The 23,950-nt window shown below is 44.3% G+C and carries 20 protein-coding genes and 1 tRNA gene; 5 read left to right on the top strand and 16 right to left on the bottom strand.

Annotated elements, in window-relative coordinates; all coding sequences use genetic code 11:
• Positions 1-50 precede the first annotated feature (50 nt).
• The 4 genes from accD to AOT82_RS05955 form a co-directional block, all read right to left on the bottom strand.
• Positions 51-995 carry an acetyl-CoA carboxylase, carboxyltransferase subunit beta gene (gene accD, locus AOT82_RS05940; RefSeq protein ID WP_197496777.1) on the bottom strand — a complete coding sequence of 315 codons (945 nt, stop codon included), beginning with the start codon at positions 993-995 and terminating at the stop codon, positions 51-53.
• Between the two features lie 484 nt (positions 996-1,479).
• Entirely contained in the window at positions 1,480-2,304 is an 825-nt protein-coding gene (gene trpA / locus AOT82_RS05945; protein ID WP_071002223.1) for a tryptophan synthase subunit alpha, read from the bottom strand.
• Positions 2,305-2,444: 140 nt separating this feature from the next.
• The gene (trpB, locus tag AOT82_RS05950) at positions 2,445-3,719 is read right to left on the bottom strand and encodes a tryptophan synthase subunit beta (RefSeq protein WP_227517192.1); all 1,275 of its coding nucleotides are present in this window, start codon (positions 3,717-3,719) and stop codon (positions 2,445-2,447) included.
• A 135-nt stretch (positions 3,720-3,854) separates the two neighbouring features.
• The gene (locus tag AOT82_RS05955; protein WP_071002224.1) at positions 3,855-4,526 is read right to left on the bottom strand and encodes a phosphoribosylanthranilate isomerase; all 672 of its coding nucleotides are present in this window, start codon (positions 4,524-4,526) and stop codon (positions 3,855-3,857) included.
• A 207-nt stretch (positions 4,527-4,733) separates the two neighbouring features.
• On the opposite strand from AOT82_RS05955, the gene AOT82_RS05960 reads away from it, so the two are divergent.
• A complete protein-coding gene (locus tag AOT82_RS05960) occupies positions 4,734-6,353 on the top strand; it encodes a cryptochrome/photolyase family protein (protein ID WP_071002225.1) in 1,620 nt (539 codons plus the stop codon).
• 1 nt (position 6,354) lies between these two features.
• On the opposite strand, the gene AOT82_RS05965 is transcribed toward AOT82_RS05960, so the two are convergent.
• Positions 6,355-7,098, bottom strand: a complete 744-nt coding sequence (locus AOT82_RS05965) for a DUF4230 domain-containing protein (protein WP_083328867.1) — start codon at positions 7,096-7,098, stop codon at positions 6,355-6,357.
• 715 nt (positions 7,099-7,813) lie between these two features.
• Here AOT82_RS05965 and AOT82_RS05970 point away from each other — a divergent pair.
• Positions 7,814-9,532, top strand: coding sequence for a proline--tRNA ligase (locus tag AOT82_RS05970; protein ID WP_071002226.1), 1,719 nt, complete (start codon positions 7,814-7,816; stop codon positions 9,530-9,532).
• A gap of 117 nt (positions 9,533-9,649) precedes the next feature.
• Here AOT82_RS05970 and queF read toward each other — a convergent pair whose 3' ends face one another.
• From queF to AOT82_RS05990, 4 genes are all read right to left on the bottom strand, one after another.
• Positions 9,650-10,519, bottom strand: a complete 870-nt coding sequence (gene queF / locus AOT82_RS05975) for an NADPH-dependent 7-cyano-7-deazaguanine reductase QueF (RefSeq protein WP_071002227.1) — start codon at positions 10,517-10,519, stop codon at positions 9,650-9,652.
• 84 nt (positions 10,520-10,603) lie between these two features.
• Entirely contained in the window at positions 10,604-11,377 is a 774-nt protein-coding gene (locus AOT82_RS05980; RefSeq protein ID WP_071003675.1) for an ABC transporter permease, read from the bottom strand.
• 29 nt (positions 11,378-11,406) lie between these two features.
• On the bottom strand, positions 11,407-12,369 hold the full coding sequence (locus tag AOT82_RS05985; RefSeq protein WP_071002228.1) for an ABC transporter ATP-binding protein: 963 nt from the start codon (positions 12,367-12,369) through the stop codon (positions 11,407-11,409).
• Between the two features lie 299 nt (positions 12,370-12,668).
• Positions 12,669-13,325 carry a c-type cytochrome gene (locus AOT82_RS05990; RefSeq protein WP_071002229.1) on the bottom strand — a complete coding sequence of 219 codons (657 nt, stop codon included), beginning with the start codon at positions 13,323-13,325 and terminating at the stop codon, positions 12,669-12,671.
• Between the two features lie 352 nt (positions 13,326-13,677).
• Here AOT82_RS05990 and AOT82_RS05995 point away from each other — a divergent pair.
• Positions 13,678-13,754 (top strand) — tRNA-Arg (locus AOT82_RS05995).
• A 269-nt stretch (positions 13,755-14,023) separates the two neighbouring features.
• On the opposite strand, the gene AOT82_RS06000 is transcribed toward AOT82_RS05995, so the two are convergent.
• Positions 14,024-14,386: a hypothetical protein gene (locus AOT82_RS06000; RefSeq protein ID WP_071002230.1), complete on the bottom strand. Its 363-nt coding sequence runs from the start codon at positions 14,384-14,386 to the stop codon at positions 14,024-14,026.
• 35 nt (positions 14,387-14,421) lie between these two features.
• Between AOT82_RS06000 and AOT82_RS06005 the strand changes: the two genes are divergently transcribed.
• Positions 14,422-15,222, top strand: coding sequence for an SIR2 family NAD-dependent protein deacylase (locus AOT82_RS06005; RefSeq protein WP_071002231.1), 801 nt, complete (start codon positions 14,422-14,424; stop codon positions 15,220-15,222).
• A gap of 97 nt (positions 15,223-15,319) precedes the next feature.
• On the opposite strand, the gene AOT82_RS06010 is transcribed toward AOT82_RS06005, so the two are convergent.
• The 4 genes from AOT82_RS06010 to AOT82_RS06025 all read right to left on the bottom strand — a co-directional run bounded on the left by AOT82_RS06010 (position 15,320) and on the right by AOT82_RS06025 (position 19,037).
• Complete coding sequence (locus AOT82_RS06010; RefSeq protein ID WP_071002232.1) at positions 15,320-16,315, bottom strand: adenosine deaminase; 996 nt, start codon at positions 16,313-16,315, stop codon at positions 15,320-15,322.
• Positions 16,316-16,482: 167 nt separating this feature from the next.
• Complete coding sequence (locus AOT82_RS06015; RefSeq protein WP_071002233.1) at positions 16,483-17,007, bottom strand: TPM domain-containing protein; 525 nt, start codon at positions 17,005-17,007, stop codon at positions 16,483-16,485.
• 98 nt (positions 17,008-17,105) lie between these two features.
• Positions 17,106-18,293 carry a TPM domain-containing protein gene (locus AOT82_RS06020; RefSeq protein ID WP_071002234.1) on the bottom strand — a complete coding sequence of 396 codons (1,188 nt, stop codon included), beginning with the start codon at positions 18,291-18,293 and terminating at the stop codon, positions 17,106-17,108.
• 117 nt (positions 18,294-18,410) lie between these two features.
• The gene (locus AOT82_RS06025; protein ID WP_071002235.1) at positions 18,411-19,037 is read right to left on the bottom strand and encodes a LemA family protein; all 627 of its coding nucleotides are present in this window, start codon (positions 19,035-19,037) and stop codon (positions 18,411-18,413) included.
• A 1,018-nt stretch (positions 19,038-20,055) separates the two neighbouring features.
• On the opposite strand from AOT82_RS06025, the gene AOT82_RS06030 reads away from it, so the two are divergent.
• On the top strand, positions 20,056-21,594 hold the full coding sequence (locus AOT82_RS06030) for an alanine/glycine:cation symporter family protein (protein WP_071002236.1): 1,539 nt from the start codon (positions 20,056-20,058) through the stop codon (positions 21,592-21,594).
• A gap of 220 nt (positions 21,595-21,814) precedes the next feature.
• On the opposite strand, the gene AOT82_RS06035 is transcribed toward AOT82_RS06030, so the two are convergent.
• Together AOT82_RS06035 and AOT82_RS06040 are read right to left on the bottom strand one after the other, a co-directional pair.
• A complete protein-coding gene (locus tag AOT82_RS06035) occupies positions 21,815-22,435 on the bottom strand; it encodes a fasciclin domain-containing protein (protein ID WP_071002237.1) in 621 nt (206 codons plus the stop codon).
• Between the two features lie 430 nt (positions 22,436-22,865).
• The gene (locus tag AOT82_RS06040; RefSeq protein ID WP_071002238.1) at positions 22,866-23,420 is read right to left on the bottom strand and encodes a fasciclin domain-containing protein; all 555 of its coding nucleotides are present in this window, start codon (positions 23,418-23,420) and stop codon (positions 22,866-22,868) included.
• Positions 23,421-23,950 lie beyond the last annotated feature (530 nt).

Below are 23,950 nucleotides of genomic sequence, written 5' to 3' on the forward strand. Positions count from 1 at the left end.
GACGTTTATGCACTCAATAATTGACTCATGATACTGAGCCATACATCTTATTAAGCATCTACATTAGGTACGCGGCACAGTTTTGCAAGCAAACGATAGATGGTATCAATCAGTTGATGACGATGCACCACTTCATCTACGACGCCATGCTCTAATAAGAACTCTGCACGTTGGAACGGCTCTTCTAATGTCTCACGCACGGTCTGCTCAATCACGCGCTTACCCGCGAAGCCAATCATCGCTTTTGGTTCTGCCAAATGAATATCACCCAGCATGGCCAATGACGCCGTCACACCGCCATAGACAGGGTTGGTCAATACCACGATGTAAGGAATGCCAGCAATTCTTAAACGCTCAATCGCTGCCGCCGTGCGTGCCATTTGCATCAATGATAACAGACCTTCTTGCATACGTGCGCCACCAGAAGCAGCAAAGCACACTAACGGTACTTTTTGCTCAAGCGCTCTTTCAGCGGCCTGTACAAAACGGTCGCCAACCACTGACCCCATCGAGCCGCCCATAAAGCGGAAATCAAAGGCACAAGCGACAATATCAAGGTTACGCAGTTTACCGTACATGGCAACCAGCGCTTCACTCTCGCCCGTCTTTTCTTGTGCTTCGCTCATACGCGCAGGATATGGCTTGCTATCCACAAAGCTCAGCGGATCTTTGGCAGTGAATTCTTGCCCTGTCTCACCGTCTACTTGATCAAGCAACCAATTTAAGCGCTCACGAGCACTCATTGGTAAATGATGATCACAATGCGGGCACACATAGCAGTTAAAAATCAGTGCGGTGTTGGTAATCACAGAATGACAATTGCTGCATTTGGTCGACGGTTCAGTCTCTACCGCGGTCAGTTGCGCAGTTAATTGCTGCTTGATACCTGGTATAGGACGGTTAAACCATGACTGCCTATCCGCGTTGCTGTTTGGCTCGGCTTTAGCAGTATTATTATCGAGTTTTGTTGCTGTATCAGTCATATTATTTGCCATCATAAAAGGCTTATTGACAAGTTGGCTCATTCGCTTGTCATTGAGAGTTTAATGGTTGTCTAAACAAAGCGTCAAACCCAGTCATAACATGAGCAATTATGCGACACGCTGATGTATCAATCTTACGTGTCGATCATTTGGTTAGGTGCTTGTTGATAGATGATGTGCTTGTTGAGACTTTTTGGCAAATGCTTTTTGGCAAATGCTTTTTGAAACTAGTCACTGACAAACCACGGCTATCAGACGCCATATAATAGTCATGTTAGTTTACACTCGTAAACTAAATTTAGCAAAGTCATTTAACGTCATCTTTCAGTAACGTTTTTGAGTCATTGATTGCCATTATTTAACTTCGCGATTCAAGGCCAACTACTCAAAATAACCCCTTCAAACCAGCTATCGCCTTTATCAAATCGCCTCAATGAGATACTTAAAACATCATGCCGCTGTTAGATTAATAAAAGCGATACTAGGATAATGAATATTAAGCACTCAGACTGTCTAATGCTGCACGCAGCTCATCCATTTTTGCCATGATGTTTTGCTGAGCCTTGGCCACAGCCGCAGTATCATTGGCATCAATATCTGCAAAATTCTGTACCAATGCACTACCCACGATAACGCCATCAGCATGAGTACCAATTGCTTTTGCAGAAGCGCCATCACGGATACCGAAGCCTACACACACAGGCAGGTCTGTCTCTGCTTTGATCGCTTGCACTTGCGTCGCCACATCATCGGTATCGAGCGTAGCTGAACCCGTCACGCCTTTTAACGATACATAGTAAATATAACCACCGCAATGGGTCAATACTTGCTCACGGCGCTCAGGCAAAGTGGTCGGCGACAGCAAGAAAATCTCATTCATCGAATGGTCGGTCAAATGCTGCGTAAAGCTGCCCGCCTCTGCTGGTGGCAAATCTACCATCAATAAACCATCAACGCCTGACTGCTCGCATAGATCCACAAAATTATCGTAGCCGATGATTTCAACAGGATTGAGATAACCCATTAAGATGATTGGCGTCTGGGTATCGGTTTGGCGAAACTCTGCCACCATCTTTAGCGCATCACGTGTGCTTGTACCTGCGGCTAAGGCACGCTCACCTGCCAGCGATACGACTGGACCATCTGCCATCGGGTCAGAGAACGGCAGACCGACTTCGATCATATCTGCACCGTGCTTGACTAAGTCATGCAATAGACCGACAGTGGTTGCAGGATTAGGATCGCCTGCCATGACATAAGGAATCAGGGCTTTTTTGTTTTGTGATTTTAAAGTGTCAAAGGTGCTTTCAATTCTGGTCATAGTGGTCTCTTAATTATTATAAACTGGCTTACTTAACCCTTTATCTAACAAGCTATATTAGGTAAAGGGCATTAGGCAATTTTCTTTATGAAGGAGAGTTTAGCAACTTATAAATTGATCATTCATCAAATGACTTGTTACTACATCTCAATCCCTTCTGCCTTCATTACTGAATGCAGATCCTTGTCACCGCGACCTGACATATTAACGATGATTGTCTGATCAGGCGTCATGGTTTTCGCCAGTTTTAAGGCATAAGCGATAGCATGAGAAGTCTCAAGCGCAGGGATGATACCTTCTTTGCGCGTGGCTTCATGGAAACCTTCTAGCGCCTCTTTGTCAGTACAGCCGACATACTCAACGCGTTTCATGTCTTTTAGGAAGCTGTGCTCAGGGCCAACACCAGGATAATCAAGACCGGCTGAGATAGAATGCGTCTCTTGAATCTGACCATCATCATCTGCCATGAGGTAAGTACGGTTACCATGCAGCACGCCAATACGACCTGCAGCCAATGGCGCAGAATGACGACCTGACTCGATACCGTCACCTGTTGCTTCGACGCCATACATTTTGACATCGGTATCGTTTAGGAAATCAAAGAATAGACCAATAGCATTTGAACCACCACCGACACAAGCGACCAATGCATCAGGAAGCTTGCCTGTTTTTTCTAAATGCTGAATGCGTGCTTCTTTCCCAATAATCGCTTGGAAATCACGAACCAATAGCGGATAAGGATGCGGCCCTGCAACCGTACCAATAATATAATACGTGCTATCAACATTGGTCACCCAATCACGCATGGCCTCATTCATCGCGTCTTTGAGCGTACGTGAGCCAGAAGTAACCGGCACGACAGTGGCACCAAGCAAACGCATACGATAAACGTTCATTTTTTGACGTTCAACATCGTCAGCACCCATATAGACGATACATTCTAGGCCCAAGCGCGCAGCAATCGTTGCGGTCGCGACACCATGCTGTCCTGCGCCAGTTTCGGCGATGATACGTTTTTTGCCACACATCTTGGCAAGCAATGCCTGACCAATGGTGTTGTTTACTTTGTGCGCGCCAGTATGGTTCAGGTCTTCACGCTTAAAGTAAATTTGCGCGCCGCCGATCTCATCACTCAAGCGTTTGGCATGATACAGCGGCGTTGGACGACCGACATAATTGACCAAATCGTTATGATACTCTTCCCAGAATGCTGGATCTGCTTTGACTTTGGTATAAAGCGTCTCAAGCTCTTCTAATGCGGCCATCAGCGTCTCAGAGACAAAGCGTCCACCATGTACACCGAAATGGCCGCGTGCATCAGGGTATTGGTTAAAATCTTGCACGTTTTCAGGATTGGTAAAGGTGTTTACAGATTGTGCTGTAGTAGATAAATCTTTGTTCGCGACATGACTCATGGTAATTCCTACTGTAATAAGTGGTATTTTTTAGAATAAATATAAAGAGAAAAATGAAATAAGATTGGAACGGAAAAATCGGAATAACGACCAAATAAGCCTATTATATATAGAAAATAACCTACGATAACAAACTTAAATGGCGTCAGTGACCGTAGCGTTTTGCCATCGGTCACGCTTGACCGCTTTCATAAAGGCACGCATCTTGGCAGCATCTTTTTTGCCTTTATCAACCTCGATACCACCACTGACATCGACGCCGTAGATGGGCAGATTTGATGTCTCTGCGACATTTTGCGCATCAAGACCACCAGCCAATACAATTGGTAGCGCGCTGTCATGGGGAATGAGACTCCAGTCAAAGCGCTGCCCTGTCCCGCCATATGCCGCTTGATGATACGCATCCAGCAAAATACTACTGGCACCTGCGTCAGCAAACTGTGCAATCTGAGCACGAACGCTATCGGGCGTGTCTTGCTCTGCATTGATACGCAATGCTTTGATCCAGCGTTTATTGACAAGGCTTGCCAGCTGCTCGCATTGTTCGGGCGTTTCATCACCGTGAAACTGAAGGATATCAAAAGGTACATCGTTTGCTAATTTGACCAGCTCATCTTTAGGCATATTGACCACTAACGCCACCACGCTCACAAAAGCAGGCACGGCAGCACTCAATGTCTGTGCTTGCTCTATCGTGACCGCACGCGGACTTGGCGGATAAAACACCAAACCGACTGCGTCTGCACCTAACTGTGCCGCAGTCTGTATATCACTAAGCTGAGTAAATCCGCAAAACTTAACGTGCATTTTGTGACCTTGGATTTTATATACATAAATCTGACATAGATATAGATTATAGCGGCATCAGATAGCGTCAGACTAAAGATAAATCGTGAGATATGATGAGAATTTGTTACGCAAACGGCAAAGCCATTGCATCCAAAAACTTATCCTAGCATACTTTTATGCCGAGTTTTGTTTATGATTGCGATTGATTCATATAGGGATACTTTGATGTCAAAGACTACTAACAACAATGGTAGCAATAATAAAAACAATGACAGTAGCGATAGCGACAGTCCGTTGCATTATTTGATGTGGTTTCGTCGAGATTTGCGCATTCATGATAATACTGCATTGGCAGCACTGTGCGAGCGGGCTAATGAAGACAATGCATCGGTATCCGCCATATTCTTTTTGACGCCCGAGCAGTGGCAACAGCATGACACCTCTCTGGTGCAAGTCGACCATATTGCCCGTACGTTACCTATACTAGCAAAGGATTTGAAATCACAACTGAATATCACTTTAACAGTACAGCTCTGTCCAAGCTTTTCTGACTGTATAGAGTCTCTAGCGAGCTTATGTAAGGACAACGACATCAGCTGCGTCATGGCTAACCATGAATACGAAGGCAATGAGATTGATCGTGATGAGGCATTGAGTGAGCAGCTTGCAAAAGACGACATCGAGTTTGTCCGCTGGCATGACCAATGTATCTTGCCACCGCTGAGTATCACGACAAATGACGGCGATAGTATGTATAAAGTCTTCACGCCGTTTTATAAGAAATGGCGACATACGCTAGACGTTAGCACCATTCAAATGCATGACGCGCCAGCAGTCGACTGCGATGATAAAATCGAGCTAAAATCATCGAAAAATAGTGCCTATACAGCTGACGATATCAAAGCCCTCAGTGAAGAAATACTTGGTGATTATCAAAAGACGCTGCAAAAAGAGGACTCGTTACAGCATATCGATATAAAAGCCCAACTCACTGCCGCAAGGGACGCCTATCCTGCAGGGGAGTCTGCTGCTTGCCAGCGCTTAGATGAGTTTGTCGCTGATGATATCAATGACTATGATGTCAGCCGCGATGTGCCGCACCTGCATGCCACCAGTCAGCTATCCGCTTATCTCACTATAGGCACTATCAGCCCTCGGCTCTGTTATTTACAAGCCAGCAAAGTACAAGAAAAGCTACACGGTAATGATGGCGATAATGAAGATATCGACCGCTGGATAAGCGAGCTTGCTTGGCGAGATTTTTATCGTCATGTGCTGATCGATAAGCCAAACCTGATTCGCCATAAAGCGTATAAAGAGGACACTGACACCAAAGTGAGTTGGTCATACGATGAAGAGGATTTTCAAGCATGGTGCACGGGCAAAACAGGCGTACCACTCGTTGATGCGGCGATGCGCTGTCTAAACGCTACTGGATTTATGCACAATCGACTGCGCATGGTCACAGCAATGTTTTTGACCAAAGACTTGTTGATTGATTGGCGCTTGGGTGAGCGCTACTTTATGCAGCAGCTCATCGATGGGGATTTTGCCTCCAATAATGGCGGCTGGCAATGGAGCGCATCAACAGGTACTGACTCAGCACCCTACTTCCGTATTATGAACCCCTTTAGCCAAGGCAGCACTCATGATAAAAAAGCGATATTTATCAAAACGTGGCTACCAGAACTAAAAGACATCCCCGCGAGCACTTTGCATAGTGAGGATAAAATGCGTAAAGCACTGGCGAAGGGCGGCAAGTTTGCTGATATCGACTACCCTGTGCCGATGGTCGAACATAAATCAGCACGTAAGCTCGCCATTGCTGAATTTAAAAAAGAGTAAACTAGCTATTAGTGACTGCTGGCAACTGACATGCGCCTGCACCCTGCGTGTTGACCGTCACGACAGCACCCGTTAAAGCAAACAGCTGCTGCAATTGCGTTTGAGCATTTTGCAGCGCCATATTCATGACATCTCCTCGGCAGGCACGCTCTAGCACTTCTTTTTTTGCCATGGTTTGTGCTTGCGCCAATATCTTAGGATCAACTTGCATCATGCCAAAAGCGCCTGTCTGCCAGTCATAAATCTCGATATCATCTAAATATACTGAAAATATCTCTGTAGGTGGTAAGGTAATATTGATTTGTGGCATGGCTGAGGCAGGTGCATTATTCGCTGCTTGCTCATCCTCTGCATCAGTTATAGTCTGAGTAGGCTGAATGACCTGCACCATCTCAGGCGTCAAAGCACTCAGATCAACCCCTGCTTCGACGCGGCCATGAGCAATGAACAGCGCTTTTTGTTCATCTTGCCACAACTTCATCCAACTCCCTGGACGCTCACTCGTAATCACCGTATCAACACTAAACGCGACGGTATGGAGTCTGTTTAATTGCTGGATTTGCGTGACCACGCCTTCTCGAGTGATGGTTTCTATCGGTTCTTCTTCTGTGATTTTTTGCGCGCTATAAATAGCAAAAACGATGGCTGCTAAGCCAATGAGTAATATTACCCAAGACATCATGGCAATAGGCTGCTTCGCTGGCTTGTGGGTGCCATTGGTATTGTTCATATCAGGACTACTCATAGAAGTTACCTTTATAAAGGTGCATCGTTATAAGAGTGCATCGTTTTTCAGATGACCAACGGTTTTATATAATTAAAACAAATACTTAACCTGTAAATGCGACTATTGTGCAGTTAATTCAAGTAGTGGCTACCAATCTTCTACATAATACGTAAATTGTGTTCATCTTAAAATCTTATAAATATAGTGAATTCAGTATAAAAACGACACAGTGGGACTGGGATAAATTTTTCGCAGCATCGAGCAGCGTAGGCACAGCACGCAAGGAAAATTTAGACCAGTTCCACCTTGATATATAATGTATCTGTTTTATTTAGGATTGACTATAACTCAATTATTCGAGTCTCATCTCAGCCTTTGTATAACGTTCGGTCTGAAAAGATAAAAAGTCATTGCGTCTTAGGCGAACTTTACCTAACATAGTCAGATTGTATGTATAAAATGTCAGTCTTTTAGCATTATCAGGCTCTTGCCCTGAATATATTGCATTTCGGCATATTCATACCTTAAATCAAATTTGCCTCTCTTGTTTACTCTTATAAGAGGGGTTCTTACTGATGTGCTTTTTTATACCAGCATGTGAGTAACTAGGAAATACCCTAGAATATTGCTAAGTGATAAAGGTAAGCTTGCGGCGGCAATGAAACGATTAGCCATACGCTCAACATCCTACTATTTCTTATTTTTTTATCAAAGATAAGGTTACGCTTTATTTATGAAAGCCAGTCAATTTTTATTTGCCACACTAAAAGAAACCCCAAGTGATGCCGACATCGCCTCAAGCCAATTGATGGTGCGTGCTGGTCTTATCCGCAAGATCGCTTCTGGATTGTATATTTGGTTGCCCATGGGTCTGCGTATTTTGCAAAAGGTTGAGCGCATCGTTCGTGAAGAGATGCAAAACATCGGCGCACAAGAGTTGCTGATGCCGATGACGCAGCCTGCTGAGCTATGGCAGACCAGCGGACGCTTTGAAGACTACGGCCCTGAGCTACTGCGTTTCAAAGACCGTCATGATCGTGACTTTGTGCTGGGCCCAACGCATGAAGAAGTCATCACCAATCTGGCAAAAGGCGAGCTACGTAGTTATAAGCAACTACCGATTACTTTCTTTCAGATTCAAAGCAAATTCCGTGACGAGATTCGTCCACGCTTTGGTGTGATGCGCGCACGCGAATTTACCATGAAAGATGCTTACTCGTTCCATATCGATCAAGCCTCACTTGCTGAGACTTATCAAGATATGTACGACGCCTATACTCGTATCTTTAGCCGTTTGGGTTTTGACTTTCGCGCGGTACAAGCGGATTCAGGCTCTATCGGCGGCTTTGCCTCACATGAGTTTCATGTTTTGGCAGACAGCGGCGAAGATGACATTGCCTTCTCCACCATCTCTGACTATGCGGCCAATATTGAGCTTGCTGAAGCCATTAGCACAGGCGAGCGTCAGCCTGCGACCCAAGAACTGACCAACGTTGATACCGTTAATATGCCAACCTGCGAAGCAGTTGCTGAGCATTTAGACATTCCACTTGCCACCACCGTGAAAACCTTGATTGTCAAAGGTCATACGCCAGAAGGCGAAGAGCAGTTGGTTGCGCTGGTACTGCGCGGCGATCATACGCTCAACGACATCAAAGCGGAAAAAATCGAAGAAGTAAACACGCCGCTGACTATGGCGAGTGAAGAGGAGCTAAAAGCCGCAGGACTGCTCAAAGGCTATATCGGTGTCGATCTAGATATTCCTGTGTTCGTCGATCGCGCAGCGGCTATTCTCTCTGACTTTGTCGCTGGTGCCAACGAAGTCAACAAACACGCAACCGGAGTCAATTGGGATCGTGACGCGCACATAACACGCATCGTTGATATCCGCAACGTACTCGAAGGCGACGCCTCACCTGATGGTCAGGGAACCCTACAAATTAAACGCGGTATCGAAGTTGGTCATATCTTCCAGTTGGGTGATAAGTACTCACAAGCACTTGGCTGCAGCGTCTCAGGCGAAGCTGGCAAGCCTGTAACCTTGATGATGGGCTGCTATGGTATCGGCGTCAGCCGCATCATCGCTGCTGCCATCGAGCAAAATCACGATGATAACGGTATCATATGGCCACAAACGCCTGATGTAAAAGACTCACTTGCGCCTTTTGAAGTGGCTATCGTACCGATGAAGTCAAAAGAAGAGACGGTCATGCAGACTGCCACTGAGCTTTATGAGATGCTAAAGGCCAAAGGTGTCAACATCCTACTGGACGATCGTAACGAACGCCCAGGGGTGAAGTTTGCTGATTTAGAATTGATTGGTATTCCACACCGTATCGTCGTGTCTGATCGTAACATCGCTGAAGACAAATACGAATATGTCAATCGTCGTGACGGTGAAAAAGAGTTGCTTAGCCGTGACGAGCTACTGGCAAAATTGGGCTGTGAATAAATCGTAGTCCAAGCATACAGCGTCAGTAAATTGAACGTCAGATATGTTTGATTTGAGACACAAGAAAAGCGCCTATCCCATTAAATGAGATAGGCGCTTTTTTGTACGACTTATAAATTATTGGCGAATCAGGCGACTCGGCGCAGGCAATAGTGCCATATCGCTAACACGGCAAGGATTGATATCGATACCGCCGCGGCGCGTGTACCATGCGCGTACCATCAACTCACTTGGCTGATAATGCTCGCTCAAATCTGCAAATATCTGCTCAACACACTGCTCATGAAAGCCGTTATGCTGACGAAAACTTAATATATAACGTAGCATATTTGCGTTGTTAAAAGTCTTGTCAGTCGTTATCGACACGGCTAGTGTGCCCCAATCTGGCTGATTGGTCACAGGGCAATTACTACGCAGCAGATTAGAATAAAAAACATAAGGCTGATTGCTGTTATTTGCCACACGTTCACTGCTCGCTTCTGTTACATCATTACTCAACAGTGATGCATCAGGATGCTCAGTTAACGCGATTTTTCCCGTGCTACCTGCCAATGTGTCATCAATACAAATACCTGTTGGCTGGGCAACCAGCAGGCTTGCTGCATCATTCAGCGTAAATAACTCCACCTGTACTTCCGCTTGCAAACAGGCTGACAGGTCTTTAGCGATCAACGCTTGAACGTCATTCCAACTGGCGAACTCAGTAAAATTGATACTGTTCAAATATAGCTTGAGCGATTTTGACTCGACAATAAAGGGCGAGCTGGCAGGAATACTAAACCGCGCCATCGCCACTTGCGAAATACCTTGTAGATTTAACCAAGAGATCTCGAATGCCTGCCACCAATCTACGCCGACCGTTAATTTGTCAGCGTGCCAGCCAATCACATCACGTCCCATACTACGTGCAATAGGATATAGCGTCTCTGGGCTATACTCAGTCGGATAATCGGTGGTTTGTTCTCCTAAAATACCATGAATACTCATTTACTTTCCTACTATTTAATCGTTAAACCCTAACTGCTCAACCGACAGCGCTTTGGGCATCGCTATCGCTTCACACGCTGACCATCACAAGCGCACGCGCGAACCGTTACTGAGCAAGCGATAAGCAATGGTATAAAATATTGCACAGAACACAAAAATCGCTGCCATCGAATACCAAACGTTGACATCAGAGTAGCCAAGAATACCGTAACGGAATGAGTTGACCATATACACGATAGGATTTAATAGCGAGATGTTTTGCCAAAATGGTGATAAATTTTCCATCGAATAGAACACGCCGCCAAGATAGGTCAGCGGCGTCAATACAAAGCTTGGAATGATAGAGATATCATCAAATGATCGCGCAAACACCGCATTGATAAAACCGCCTAATGAAAACAAGGTAGACGTGCCAAGTACCGTAAATACAGTGACAAATAAATGCTCAATACCAAGGTCAGTAAAGAATAACGCGACAATCGAAACAATGACACCGATGGCCAGTCCACGGAAGATACCACCGCTGACATAACCCATCAAAATTGCATGCTTGGAGACGGGTGAAACGAGCAGCTCCTCGATACTAGACGTGAATTTGGCACTAAAAAAGCTCGAAACCACGTTCGAGTAACTGTTGGTAATGATCGACATCATGATCAAACCTGGTACGATGAATTGCATGTAGGGCACGCCGCCCATCTCACCTACGCGCGAGCCAATCATCTTACCAAAAATGACAAAGTACAAGCTCATCGTAATCACTGGCGGTAATAGCGTCTGCGGCCAAATACGCAGAATACGGCGCACTTCTTTGAACCAAATAGTACGAAACGCAATCCACTTTTTACTCAGTGACATCGTTTTATTATGATCGATTAGTTCCTGACTCATAATCCCGCCTCCTTCATGCTGTTTGCACTTTCAATATTTTTGTCAACCAAGCGCATAAACAACTCTTCTAGACGGTTGGCTTTATTACGCATACTGCCGACTTTGATGCCTTTATCGGATAACTGATCAAAGACACCATTTAATGACTCGCCTTCTGTCAGGGTGACTTCTAGCGTCTGCTTATCTGGCTGGGAGATGTCTGTCACTCCAGTCAGAGCCAATTGCTCATTGAGCGGCGTCTCTAAATCAAAGACAAACGTCTCTACAGATAACTGCGCCAATAAATCTTTCATTTCTGTATTGATACGAATCTCACCGTGATCCAAGATCGCAATACGTTTACACAACTGCTCGGCTTCTTCGAGATAATGGGTGGTCAATATAATCGTGGTGTTTTCTTCGATATTGATCTGCTGCATAAACTCCCACATCGAGCGGCGCAGCTCAATATCCACCCCTGCTGTGGGCTCATCGAGAATCAGTAATTTTGGTTTATGAATCAAGGCGCGCGCGATCATCAGACGGCGTTTCATACCGCCAGATAAATCACGCGATTTGCTGTCACGCTTGTCCCATAGCCCCAGTGCTGTCAGCAGGCTTTTTGCGCGAGGTCTGGCTTCTTTTGCTGGAATACCAAAGTAACCTGCTTGCGTAATCAAGATATCTTCGACTTTCTCAAACATATTGAAATTAAATTCTTGCGGTACTACGCCAAGGTACTGTTTGGCAATCGAAGGGTTCTCTAATAAATCTGTTCCAAAAATATGGACACTACCCGTTGTTGGCTTAAATAGTGAACTGATAATGCCAATCATGGTGGACTTACCTGCGCCATTTGGGCCAAGCAGTGCAAAGAACCCACCTTGTGGTACGGTTAAATCAACCCCTTTTAACGCCGAAAACCCATTGTCATAGGTTTTGGATAAGCCTTGGATAGAAAGTGCTGGTACATCAGACATGAAGACCTCTTGTTTTTTATCAATTTGTATAAAACACGATTTTAGAATAATAGGCCGTGTTGAACATTCGACTGTCATTATCATACTGACCGAGGCCATATAAAAATGTTCAACACGCTCTACTATCTAGAAGACACGGTGTAATCTCATAAAATGAGGCTGCTAATCGCAAATTTCAACTGCTTTATATTTGAAGTACCGTATTAATAATACTTATTATAAAAAAGCGCCTATCTCATTACTGAAATAGGCGCTTTATCGATAACTGTTGTAAGGGCCAGCAAAGCCGCTAGCAAAAATTAGCTGGCTTCTGCAACCATATAATCTACAGCGTTTTGGACTTCTTCATCAGGAATGTCCGCGCCGCCTTTGGCAGGCATCGCATTGAAACCATTGATAGCATGGGTATATAGCGTATCTTTACCTTTCGCGATACGTGGTCCCCAAGCGCCAGCATCACCAAAGATAGGTGAACCTAACAAACCAGTGGTGTGACAAGTATGGCATACCGCATTGTATACTGCTTTACCATCACGAGGACCGTCGCCAGCAGATGGGCCAGATGAGCGTGCTGTTACGTCACACACTTCATCGTCTTCAAAACATACAGTTGCAACAGGTTGAATACGCGCAATCAGATTAGGATACAAAGCAATCAGCTTTTGTACTTGCGGCGTATCTTGCGGAATCGGCTCTTCGTCAGCGGCAGGCGCTGCAGCGGCGGTCTCTTCACCTTCTGCTGGAGCGGCACCATCAGCAGGTGCAGCGCCATCTGTTGTGTCTGCAGCAGCTTGGGGCTCGCCACCTAGCGTTTGAGGCGCCTCTTCTACGACTTCTTGGCCTTCTGCGACGTCAGTCACAGTTACAGGCGTGTCGACAATATCTTCAGCTTGGCTCACCGCGATACTAGCGATTCCTAGAATGGCAGCTGCCGATAACATAACTACTTTTCTCATTCGTCACGTTCTCTTATTACGTATACAAGGACTAGCACGGCACGGACATTCCGTCTGTCCTCCTTTGACGACCTCTAAGTCCTCAATAGCAGACAGCCATCCCGCGTGCCAGCGCACTTGCAATCGGTGATTATAAATATGAATTCTCCCCAACATTATAAGGGAAAAGGCAGGTAAATTGCCATGCTTGTTTAATGACTTGGCTGTTTTTTCTTAAAAAACCTCAATCACGACTGTCATTTATTGGCTTTATGCGTTTTATTTGTTAGACTAAGCGGTCTTTATTTCTAGGCATCTTATGCTGGTTATCATGCGCATCTAAGCGTGACAGTCAGACATATCGTTATCATATGCGCTCGTAGCTCAGTTGGATAGAGTATCGGTTTCCGAAGCCGAGGGTCGTGGGTTCGATTCCCGCCGGGCGCACCAATCATCGTATTTCACCCTTCCTCAGCATTACCTAAAACCTCTAAAGCTCTTTAATATCAAAAATTCAAATCTTTTAATATTACTTGTCATGACCTAGTAGCCTCTATCAAGTGTTGTTAAATTTACTCGCAGCCTCTGACTTGTTATTCGTCACGTGACTATTTAATTGAGCCGCTTCTTTTAAACGGCCAGCTTGTTAAATGACCAGCTCTAAAAAAACTTTCTCTTAAAATACCCACTTGCTCTTTATCCACTGATACAAGCACCGCCTACTCTGCCTCTTGCAAATGAGTAGCAAGCTGGGCGCGGCTGGGCACGCGGTGATAATTAATCACTGGCACCTCACCCAAACGACGCTTACCTTCAGCAATTTTTTTATCAATGGTAATCATCGCCACTTTTTTATTGTGTTTATAGATGAGCAAATGCTTGGCTTTACGCGTGACTCGATAATCAGGAAAATACTGCTTTAATAATGCGGATGTTTTTTGCAGGGCATCATTCGGTACTGTATTTTTTGACTTGGCACTACCGTGCTTTTCGCCTGCTTTTGCCCCGCGCGATTTCGCTACCAACCATAAAATTACGATGATGGCGATTAATATGACAAGCCACCAAATTCCGTCTATCATAAGTAAAAATATCCATTACTAACAAAGGTTGGCTCATGTTAGCAGAATTATCACCAGCGGTAATAGCAGAAGTAAAACTTGCGGCAACATTGTTGGCATCGAAAGAGCGCATTTGCATTTTGACAGGGGCAGGTATTTCTGCAGAAAGCGGCATCCCAACGTTTCGAGATAAGCAAACAGGGTTATGGGAAAACTACGGCGTCGAGGATTTGGCAACCCCTGAGGCCTTTACTCGTGATCCAAAGCTTGTATGGTCGTGGTATCAGTGGCGCAGGCAGATGGTCGCAGATAAAGTACCAAATCCAGCCCATCATGCATTGGCTCAGTGGCAGTATCATGCGCAAACCTCCGATCAAACAGTGACACTCATCACGCAAAATGTCGATGACCTACATGAGCAGGCTGGAAGCGCAGTGACTCATTTGCACGGTCATCTGTGGCGTGATCGCTGTGGTCAGTGTGAGATACCTTATCCAGAACAATCAAGAGCCGCCTATATTAAGCAAGATACGATACGTTTTGATGATAAGCTGATTACTTGCCCGCATTGCGACGGTTACATCAGACCAGATATTGTGTGGTTTGGCGAAGCACTACCTGTACAAGCATGGCAGACTGCCGAAGAGGCTGCGGCTAACTGTGATGTGTTTATCAGTATCGGTACCTCAAGCTTGGTCTATCCTGCGGCCGGACTCTCACAGCTAGCCAAGCAAAATGGTGCGCAAGTTATCGAGATAAACCCTGACCCAACACCGAATACCATCGTCGATATCACGCTAATAGAAAAAGCTGGAGTGATTTTGCCGTTACTTATAGAAGAGATTACTGCGTTATAACTGCGACTGCTTCATGTCATTACCTGATAAACAATAAAAAAGGCTTAACGATTGATAGCAATCGTTAAGCCTTCGCGATCAAAGTAATCCGCCTTTATTACAATGCCGCGTCCACTTTCGCTAAGTAAGCTTCTTTTAGCTCGTCACTGATAAATGCCGATCTAAATGAGTTTTTTACTAACGTAATAATATCCTCTTCTGTTATCGGTAGATTCTCATATAAGTTGATAAAATTTTGGTTCACATAGCCCTTGAAATAGGCAGGATCGTCTGAATTGACGCTGATATTAAGCCCATAGTCTAAAAGCGCTTTGATATTATGCTCTTTGTAATTATCAAAAACTCGCAGTTCGATATTTGAGTTCGGGCAAACGGTTAGTGGCATTTGCTCGTCTTTGAGTCTCTGCATCAGCTCTGGGCTTTTTATAGACTGCACACCATGATCGATTCGATTGATATTCAGTAAGTCTAGCGCTTCGTAGATATATGAAAAGTCCGCTTCTTCGCCTGCATGAGCGACCAGTTTAAAGCCTGCTTCTTTGGCCTTTTTGAATACGTCTTTGAACTTCGATGGTGGGTTACCAAGCTCTGATGAGTCCAGACCAACACCGATGATGTCATCTTTAAATGCCATTGCTTGCTCTAATGTTTCAAACGCTGCTTCTTGCGATAAATGGCGTAAAAAACACATGATGATACAAGAGGTGATGCCGTACTTTTCTTTGGCATCGGCAAGCGCATCTTTGATACCTGTGATGACCGCTTCAAAAGCCACGCCGCGTTCGGTATGCGTCTGCGGGTCGAAGAATATTTCTGTGTGGATGACATTGTCTTCAACACACTTCAGAATATATTCCCACGTCAAATCATAAAAGTCGTCTTGGGTGAGTAAGACATTTGCGCCAGCATAGTAGATATCTAAAAAACTTTGCAGATTATTAAAGTTATAGGCGGCGCGCACGTCTTCTACGCTGTCATAAGGGATCTCTACGTTGTTCTTTCTTGCCAGTCTAAACATCAGCTCAGGCTCTAATGACCCTTCGATATGTAAATGAAGTTCCGCTTTTGGTAGTTTCTGTATTAAATCAATCATAGTATTCCAATAATGGTGTCATCGAGACGAGCCGTGGACAATTTATATATTTGTACCGTCTTTAAACGGTACGAACATTTTGCGTGCGATATTTTAGCATCAAAACCCTAGAGACGAGAACAGTCACCTTCGACTCTATCAATAATGCGCTTCAAGAGGCCGTATTACTATTTTAAAAATACCACGGTATCAGACAGCTCATTGCCTGCTGGATTGTGCTCAAGCTGATAGTACTGGCGCAGCACTTGTCCCACTTCATCCAACAATTGGGCCAAGCTCTCTTCTGTCTTCTTGTTGCTGATACCTGATACTGCTTTTTCGCACATAGCACGCCAGACGGTTGGGCTTACATGCGTGCTGATACCGCGATCCGCCACAATCTCTAACTGATGCTCGCAGATATTGACATAGATGAGAACGCCTGTGTTCTCTTCGGTATCCCAAACTCGATATTCACTAAACAGATCAATTGCTCGCTCGCGGCAATCCATATGATAAGCGTCTTGAATCGGTAAATGATTCTCTACAATCAAAAACACTTCACCACGATGTCCACGCTCAGCACGTGTCACTTGATCTGTTAGACGCGCGCGAGCGTCTGCCGTCAGCCACTTGCTATGCAGCAAAGGGACAAACAAGACCTGACGCCACCATCGAGCAAAGCTAGAAGTTGAAGCATGGTTTTCTGCCATTATTTTGTTTCCTAAAATACGTCATTGTTGATGATTACTGGTGTTTGGATAGTTGCAAACGTTCTTATTAAGACTCTAAGCTTTTACGAAGTAGACCGTTACCACGAGCCACCAGCACCGCCACCACCAAAACCGCCGCCACCACCACCAAAGCCGCCGCCACCGAAACCACCACCGCCAAAGCCGCCACCACTACCCCCACCCATACCGGGTAAGAAAATCATGCCACCGCCTCTACGCCCACCTTTACCGCCGCCGCCTTTGCCACCACCGCCGCCACGGGAAATCAAGAACATCCATATAAATATCGCCATGATCAATGTCATAAAAAAGCCGCCGCCAAGCGCTAATGAACCGGCGAAAAAGCCGCCTGCCGTGATAATAGAACCAAATACTCGGCCTAAGATGTTGGTAATAAAACTGCCAAATATCATCGCCATAATAAATAAGAAAATAGGTGATGGTAGCTCATCTGAGCCTTGCACGGCACTACGCTCAGCAGCTTGGGCATCAGCACGTGCCAATACCTCAGGATCAGCCGTTAGGCGTGTCTTAAGTGCATCCACGCCAGCCAGTATTCCAGCACCATAGTTGTTTTGCTTAAATAATGGTGTGATGTCCTCACGGATAATACGATTGACCGCAGCATCTGGCAATACACCCTCTAACCCATAGCCTGTGAGGATATACATGTCACGGTCATTGACTGCTACGACGATGAGCAGACCATCGTCAATATCTTTGTCACCCAATTGCCATTTTTCTGCAACCTGTAAAGCATAGTCAAATATAGGCAAACCATTGGTTGTTGGTACGATGACCACTGCTGCTTGTGCCAAACCCTGCTGATAAATATTTCTTAGCTGCGCCTCTAGACGCTGTTTTTCTTGCGGATTTAAGATATTGGCTTGATCAACGACTGGTTCATTCAGTATGAGTTTGTCAGCATCAACGCTCTGGGCACTTGAGGTTACTGGTGGCTGAGCTGGCGCTTGCGCACTAGCGGTTGCCTCATCATTTGCTGCGCTTTGATTAATAGCGTCATTACCAAGCACCGCGCCATTGATGGCATCATTATTTAATACCGCATCATTGATCGCTTCATTGGATTCACCAGCTTTGGCAATGGCTACCAAGTCTTCAACACTACGATTTTGCAGATTTGAGGGGCTATCTGTCGCTACAGCCGTGCCAACATCGTCACCAGGCGCAGCATGCAGCACTGATGCACCGCTGACGCTCAGTGTAAACAGTAATGCTGATAAGATTGCTTTTGAATTATTCATCTAATCTCTACCACCTCAAATGACATCTTTATAAATTAATAGACATTAACTAATAGTCATCAGCTAAATAAATAGAGCGGCATACACCGCTCTATTTTTGTATATTTCTAATACTTCCTACTCTGCTTTTGCAGAATCGCCAAAATCAACACTTGGCGCTGTCGAAATTGCATCTTCATTAGCAACGGTAAAGTTTGGTTTGGCATCCATGCCAAATACTTTTGCGGTGATATTGGTTGGGAACTGGCGCACGGTGGTGTTGTAGCCTTGCACTTCTTGGATATAGCGGTTACGAGCGACCGCAATACGGTTTTCGGTGCCTTCTAGCTGCGCTTGCAGATCTTGGAACAGCGCATCTGATTTTAGCTCAGGGTAACGCTCAGACACTGCCATCAGGCGTGATAATGCGCCTGTCATCTGATCTTGCGCAGCAGCATAACGCTCCATTGCTTCTGGGTCATTGAGCACTTCAGGCGTCACCGTGATGCCGCCCGCACGCGAGCGCGCTTGTGCCACTTGGGTGAACACCTCTTGCTCTTGTTCAGCATACTGCTGTACGACTTTGACCAAGTTTGGTACCAAATCGCTGCGGCGCTGATATTGGTTGACCACTTCTGACCACGAAGCCGTTACTTGCTCGTCTTGCGCCTGCAGATTGTTATAACCACAGCCGCTCAGACCGACAGTAGAAGTCGTCAATAGTGCTGCTAGCAACATCGGCTTCATAATAGATTTACGCGTCATCGTTGTTTCTCCTAATAATGATAAATAACAAATATCTGGTAACACGTTTTTTAATAATTTTTTTGCGTTTATGCCTTCACAATCATCTAACGGTCATATGCGTTCTATATTTTGTATAAAGGCACGTGCTTGTAGCTTTTATATCTACAGACACAACATGAAAAACCACTCATGCATATTGCTCAGTCTTATAAGCTACAAGATATACTGCTCATAATGACGCTATCATGATGCTTTTACAATTGACCGTTACCAAAACACAACCGCAATAACTGGGTGTCATTTTTTTGGTTATACCTTTATGTGATGCTATTACTTTTTAGATAGACTAAAGTTTATTAAATGGATTGCCAGTTCATAAATTCGCTTCTTTATCAAGGCTAATGATGCATAAATCGATGGTCCAAAAATAAAACTCATCCGTCCATACACAAAGAAATTTCTAGTAATTAGGACAAAAATATGGCAAATTGCAGTTACGTAGCCGTATGGTTTGAATACATTTGGTAGTGGACTTATAGCTTGATACGTATTAGCGAGTTGATCGATGTGTAAAGAAGACATTATTCAACTTACGAATACTCCACCAATACCATCAATTCGCCCTACCAACAGTGTAGCCAATCGGGACGGCTCATAGCAAATTAAATACCCTTATCATGAAGAGTATTTAATTATATAACCGCCTGTTTTATCCGCGGACTTATAATTCATCTCATTCATAACGTGATGATAGGACACCGCAGTAGTTGAGGCTGTAGAACAATCAAACACACAGCTGATATTAATGCTATCAATGACAAGCGCTATAAAAATAGTCTGTGTCACTGATAAAGCCAAGCGGATAAATACAGACAACTACAGTCCATTCTTGGTGGCTAAGCACGTATGAGACTTAAACTAATATAGATATGAGTCGATGCAGATAATTTAACTGCTTAACTTAAATAAGTAAGTTAACCAGTTAATTTACTCCTAGCATACAGAGCCACCTTGAGACAGTACTAGGAATATACATATGGAAGGTTTAGTTAACTTGGTAAACGGAATTATCTGGAGCCCAGCACTGATCTATCTGTGCTTGGGCGCTGGTCTGTTCTATTCCATCATGACGCGCTTCGTACAAGTACGTCTATTCGGTGAAATGATCAAACTACTATTCACTGGTAAGTCCAGTACTGATGGTATTTCGTCATTTCAGGCACTAGCCGTTTCCCTCGCAGGACGTGTGGGTATGGGTAACATCGCTGGGGTAGCTGCTGCTATCGGCTTCGGTGGTCCAGGTGCTGTATTTTGGATGTGGATCGTGGCGTTCTTAGGCGCGTCTACTGCCTATGTCGAGTCTACCCTTGCACAGATTTACAAAGAAAAAGATGTGGTAACTGGCGAATATCGCGGTGGCCCTGCTTATTACTTTGAGCGTGCCCTTGGTCAAAAATGGTACGGCATCCTCTTCGCCATCGCTTCTATTTTATCATGCGGTATGTTCTTACCTGGCGTACAGGCCAACGGTGTTATCAGTGCATTCGCACAGTTAATGGGCGAAGGTACAATCATGAACGTTGCAGGCCTAGAAGTTGGCTCTATGCGCTTGGTTGGCTTGGCCATTATCTTAGTCGTCTTAGGTGTCATCATTTTCGGTGGTATTAAGCGTATTGCAACCTTTACTGAGTTTGCCGTTCCATTTATGGCACTTGGTTACATCGTCCTCGCCTTAATCATCATGCTCAGCAACTTCAGCCTGATTCCAGATGTGTTTGGCATGATCATTGGCGATGCATTCACTGCACAAGCAGGTTTTGGTGCAGCAATCGGTTGGGGTGTTAAGCGTGGTATTTACTCTAACGAAGCCGGTCAGGGTACAGGTCCTCACGCTGCCGCAGCTGCTGAAGTTGAGCATCCATCACAGCAAGGTCTTGTTCAGGCATTCTCAGTATATGTTGATACATTGTTGGTTTGTTCTGCGACTGCATTCATGATCTTATCTACTGGCATGTACAACATCCAAGGTACACTACCAGATGGTCAGTTCATCGTTCAGAACGTTGCCGCTACGACTGAAATCAATGCGCCTGCGTTTACGCAGATGGCAATGGAATCGGTATACGGTACATTTGGTAACGCGTTTATCGCAATTGCTGTATTCTTCTTTGCCTTTACAACTATCTTAGCGTATTACTACATCGCTGAAGTAAACGTCGCTTACTTGACACGCTTCCTTGGTCGTAACGCAAACAAAACTGGTCTATTCCTCGTTAAAGTATTGATCATGGCGATGGTTGCTTATGGTGGTCTTAACTCAGCTGGTTATATCTGGGCCATCGGCGATATCGGTGTTGGTCTTATGGCTTGGCTCAACATTGTTGGTATCCTTGTTATCTTTATCGTGGCTCGTCCAACGCTTACCATGCTTAAAGACTACGAAGCACAACGTAAAGCTGGTGTGGCACGCTATAGTTTTGATCCGGCAAAATTCGGTATCAAAAACGCACCTTATTGGGAAGAGCGTCATCTAGCAGACCAAAAAAGAACGAATGTAGACCCACTACGTAAGTAATATAGATAATATGCGCTAACGTAGCTACTGCTCAATCTTATTCAGTCTTCCTAAAAGCCCGAGGCAATGGTCTCGGGCTTTTTTATTACAAATAAATAACGCAGATTTTTAAGATAACGCTGCTACGCGCCACCATCTTATAGACACAAAAAAGCCCAGCATTATAGCTAGGCTCTTTTACTCTTGTTAAGTCTCAGAGTGACTTAACTAACTATTAATCTTACTCAGGCATCAATACTGTGTCGATTGTATGAATCACGCCGTTGCTTGCCATGATATCAGTACCTGTGATGTTGGCTGTGTTACCAGTCGCATCAGTAATAACATTGTCTTCGCTGATTGAGATGGTTTTGCCGTTCGCCGTTTCGATATCGGTACCATAAGGGATGTCAGCTGCTTTCACTTCCATCGGAACAACGTGATAAAGCAATACGGTTTTTAATAAGTCTTTATTAGCCAATAGCTCGTCTTTGGTCACGCCTAATTTTTCTAATACAGGGGCAAATGCATCATCAGTTGGTGCAAATACAGTATATTTGGTGTCTTCCATCAACATGGTGTCAAGACCCGCTGATTGTAGTGCCGCTGTCAGAATAGTAAGATTGTCGTTGTTTGCAGCGATTTCTGCGATGGTTTGAGTCGCTTCCATATCCATGTCATCTGCCATTGGCTCGGCTTCAACCATTGGCTCGGCTTCGGTCTCTGCTACTGGCTCAACCACCACTTCTTCAGTGGTAGCCTCAGGCTCAGCTGGATCTGCGACTGTTTCAGTATCGTTACATGCTGCTAATGACATCGCTGCTGTTACTACTGCGATCGATAATAAATTCTTCTTTAACATGGGTCATTCCTTTTTAATAATTGGATATCTGGTTTGTCTAGCGAATAACTGTCTTTACTACATGAATAGCTGACGCTAATACGTATATCAATAATTGACATTTTTTAGCTATAGACAATTTGCTGTAAGTAAAATGATATTCGCTATATCAATAGTTTCAATTCTAACGATTTAATTTTTAATTGATACTTACTTAAGTAGTATCACTGTATCAATCACGTATATACCATTGTTCACTTGTATATCGGTTTATTGGAATATATGAAGGATCGCGCTCATTGGTCATGCTCACTCATTAAAATAGGCGTTATTTATATCTAAATCATGCCAATTAAATACTAAAACAGCCGTTATCTAATGAAAAATTCATCAAATAATGGCTGCTCACTAAATCTTCACAATACAAAAAATAATTATTTTTTAATGAAGCTTATTTAGGTAATAGCACTCTATCGATGACATGGACAACGCCATTGGTCGCTGGAATATCTGTTTTTACGATATTGGCAGTGCGGCCGTTTTCATCCATCAACTTACCTTGATTCGTCACCATTAGCGTGTCTTTGCTTGCGGTCATGACGTTACCAGGCTTCACGTTTTTGGCATACATAGCCATATCACCGCTGATGACATGATAACCTAGTACTTTTCTTAGCATTGCTTTATCAGCAAACAGTTGCGCTTTGGTCATGCCAGTCTCTTTCATTGCCTGCATAAACGCCTCATTGGTTGGGGCAAATATGGTGTAGTGAGCGTTAGGATCAGTGAGCATACCCGTTAGACCTGCTGCTTGTACCGCTTCTACTAAGACTGAAAAATCAGAATTACTTTGAGCAACTTGTACCACGTTCATTTTTGCCATTTGTTGGCTATGCATTGGCGGCTTCATATCTTCGCTCTTTGCTGGCATCATATTGTTACAAGCGCTTAGGCCAGCGATAGAAATAACTAGCGTACCGATAGTTGCAATTTTAGTCAGTTTCATAACATTATCCTTAATGATTGAGTATGTATTCGCTTATTGTCTTACAGGTTAGATTGTCTTCTGATATCAGTTGCTCGTGCTATTCAAACGCTTATTTCTTAATAAGCAAAATCTAGATAGACCAACAGAACAATAGTAACTTTTTGCCCATAAGTGACTTATAAGCAAAACTTACAAAGACCTAATTATCCTGAAATAAAATTAACATGTATAAAACCTTTATCAACCTGCCTTTACGCAACTTTTTGTAGTACCGGTGTAAACTCTGTCGGACTTTTAAGCACAAGCGTTGGCTTTCATTTGCATAAGCAAAGCTTTATGTAATCCATAAACGAAATGATATTCATTTGTGCACATATTCTTTATGAAACAGCATTTAATGCTATGCTCAGCAGTTCAATGAATAGGTATCTGCTTGTCTAGGGTAAAAGTAGAATGAACAGTATCCATGTGTGCTATATTTTTCATGCTAGAATAATTCAAATTTGATGATTTCCTTTATAAGACTTTGTACTCTATTGGTTTGTTAT

The organism is Psychrobacter sp. AntiMn-1 (assembly GCF_001854065.1).
Classification (GTDB): Bacteria; Pseudomonadota; Gammaproteobacteria; order Pseudomonadales; family Moraxellaceae; genus Psychrobacter; species Psychrobacter pacificensis.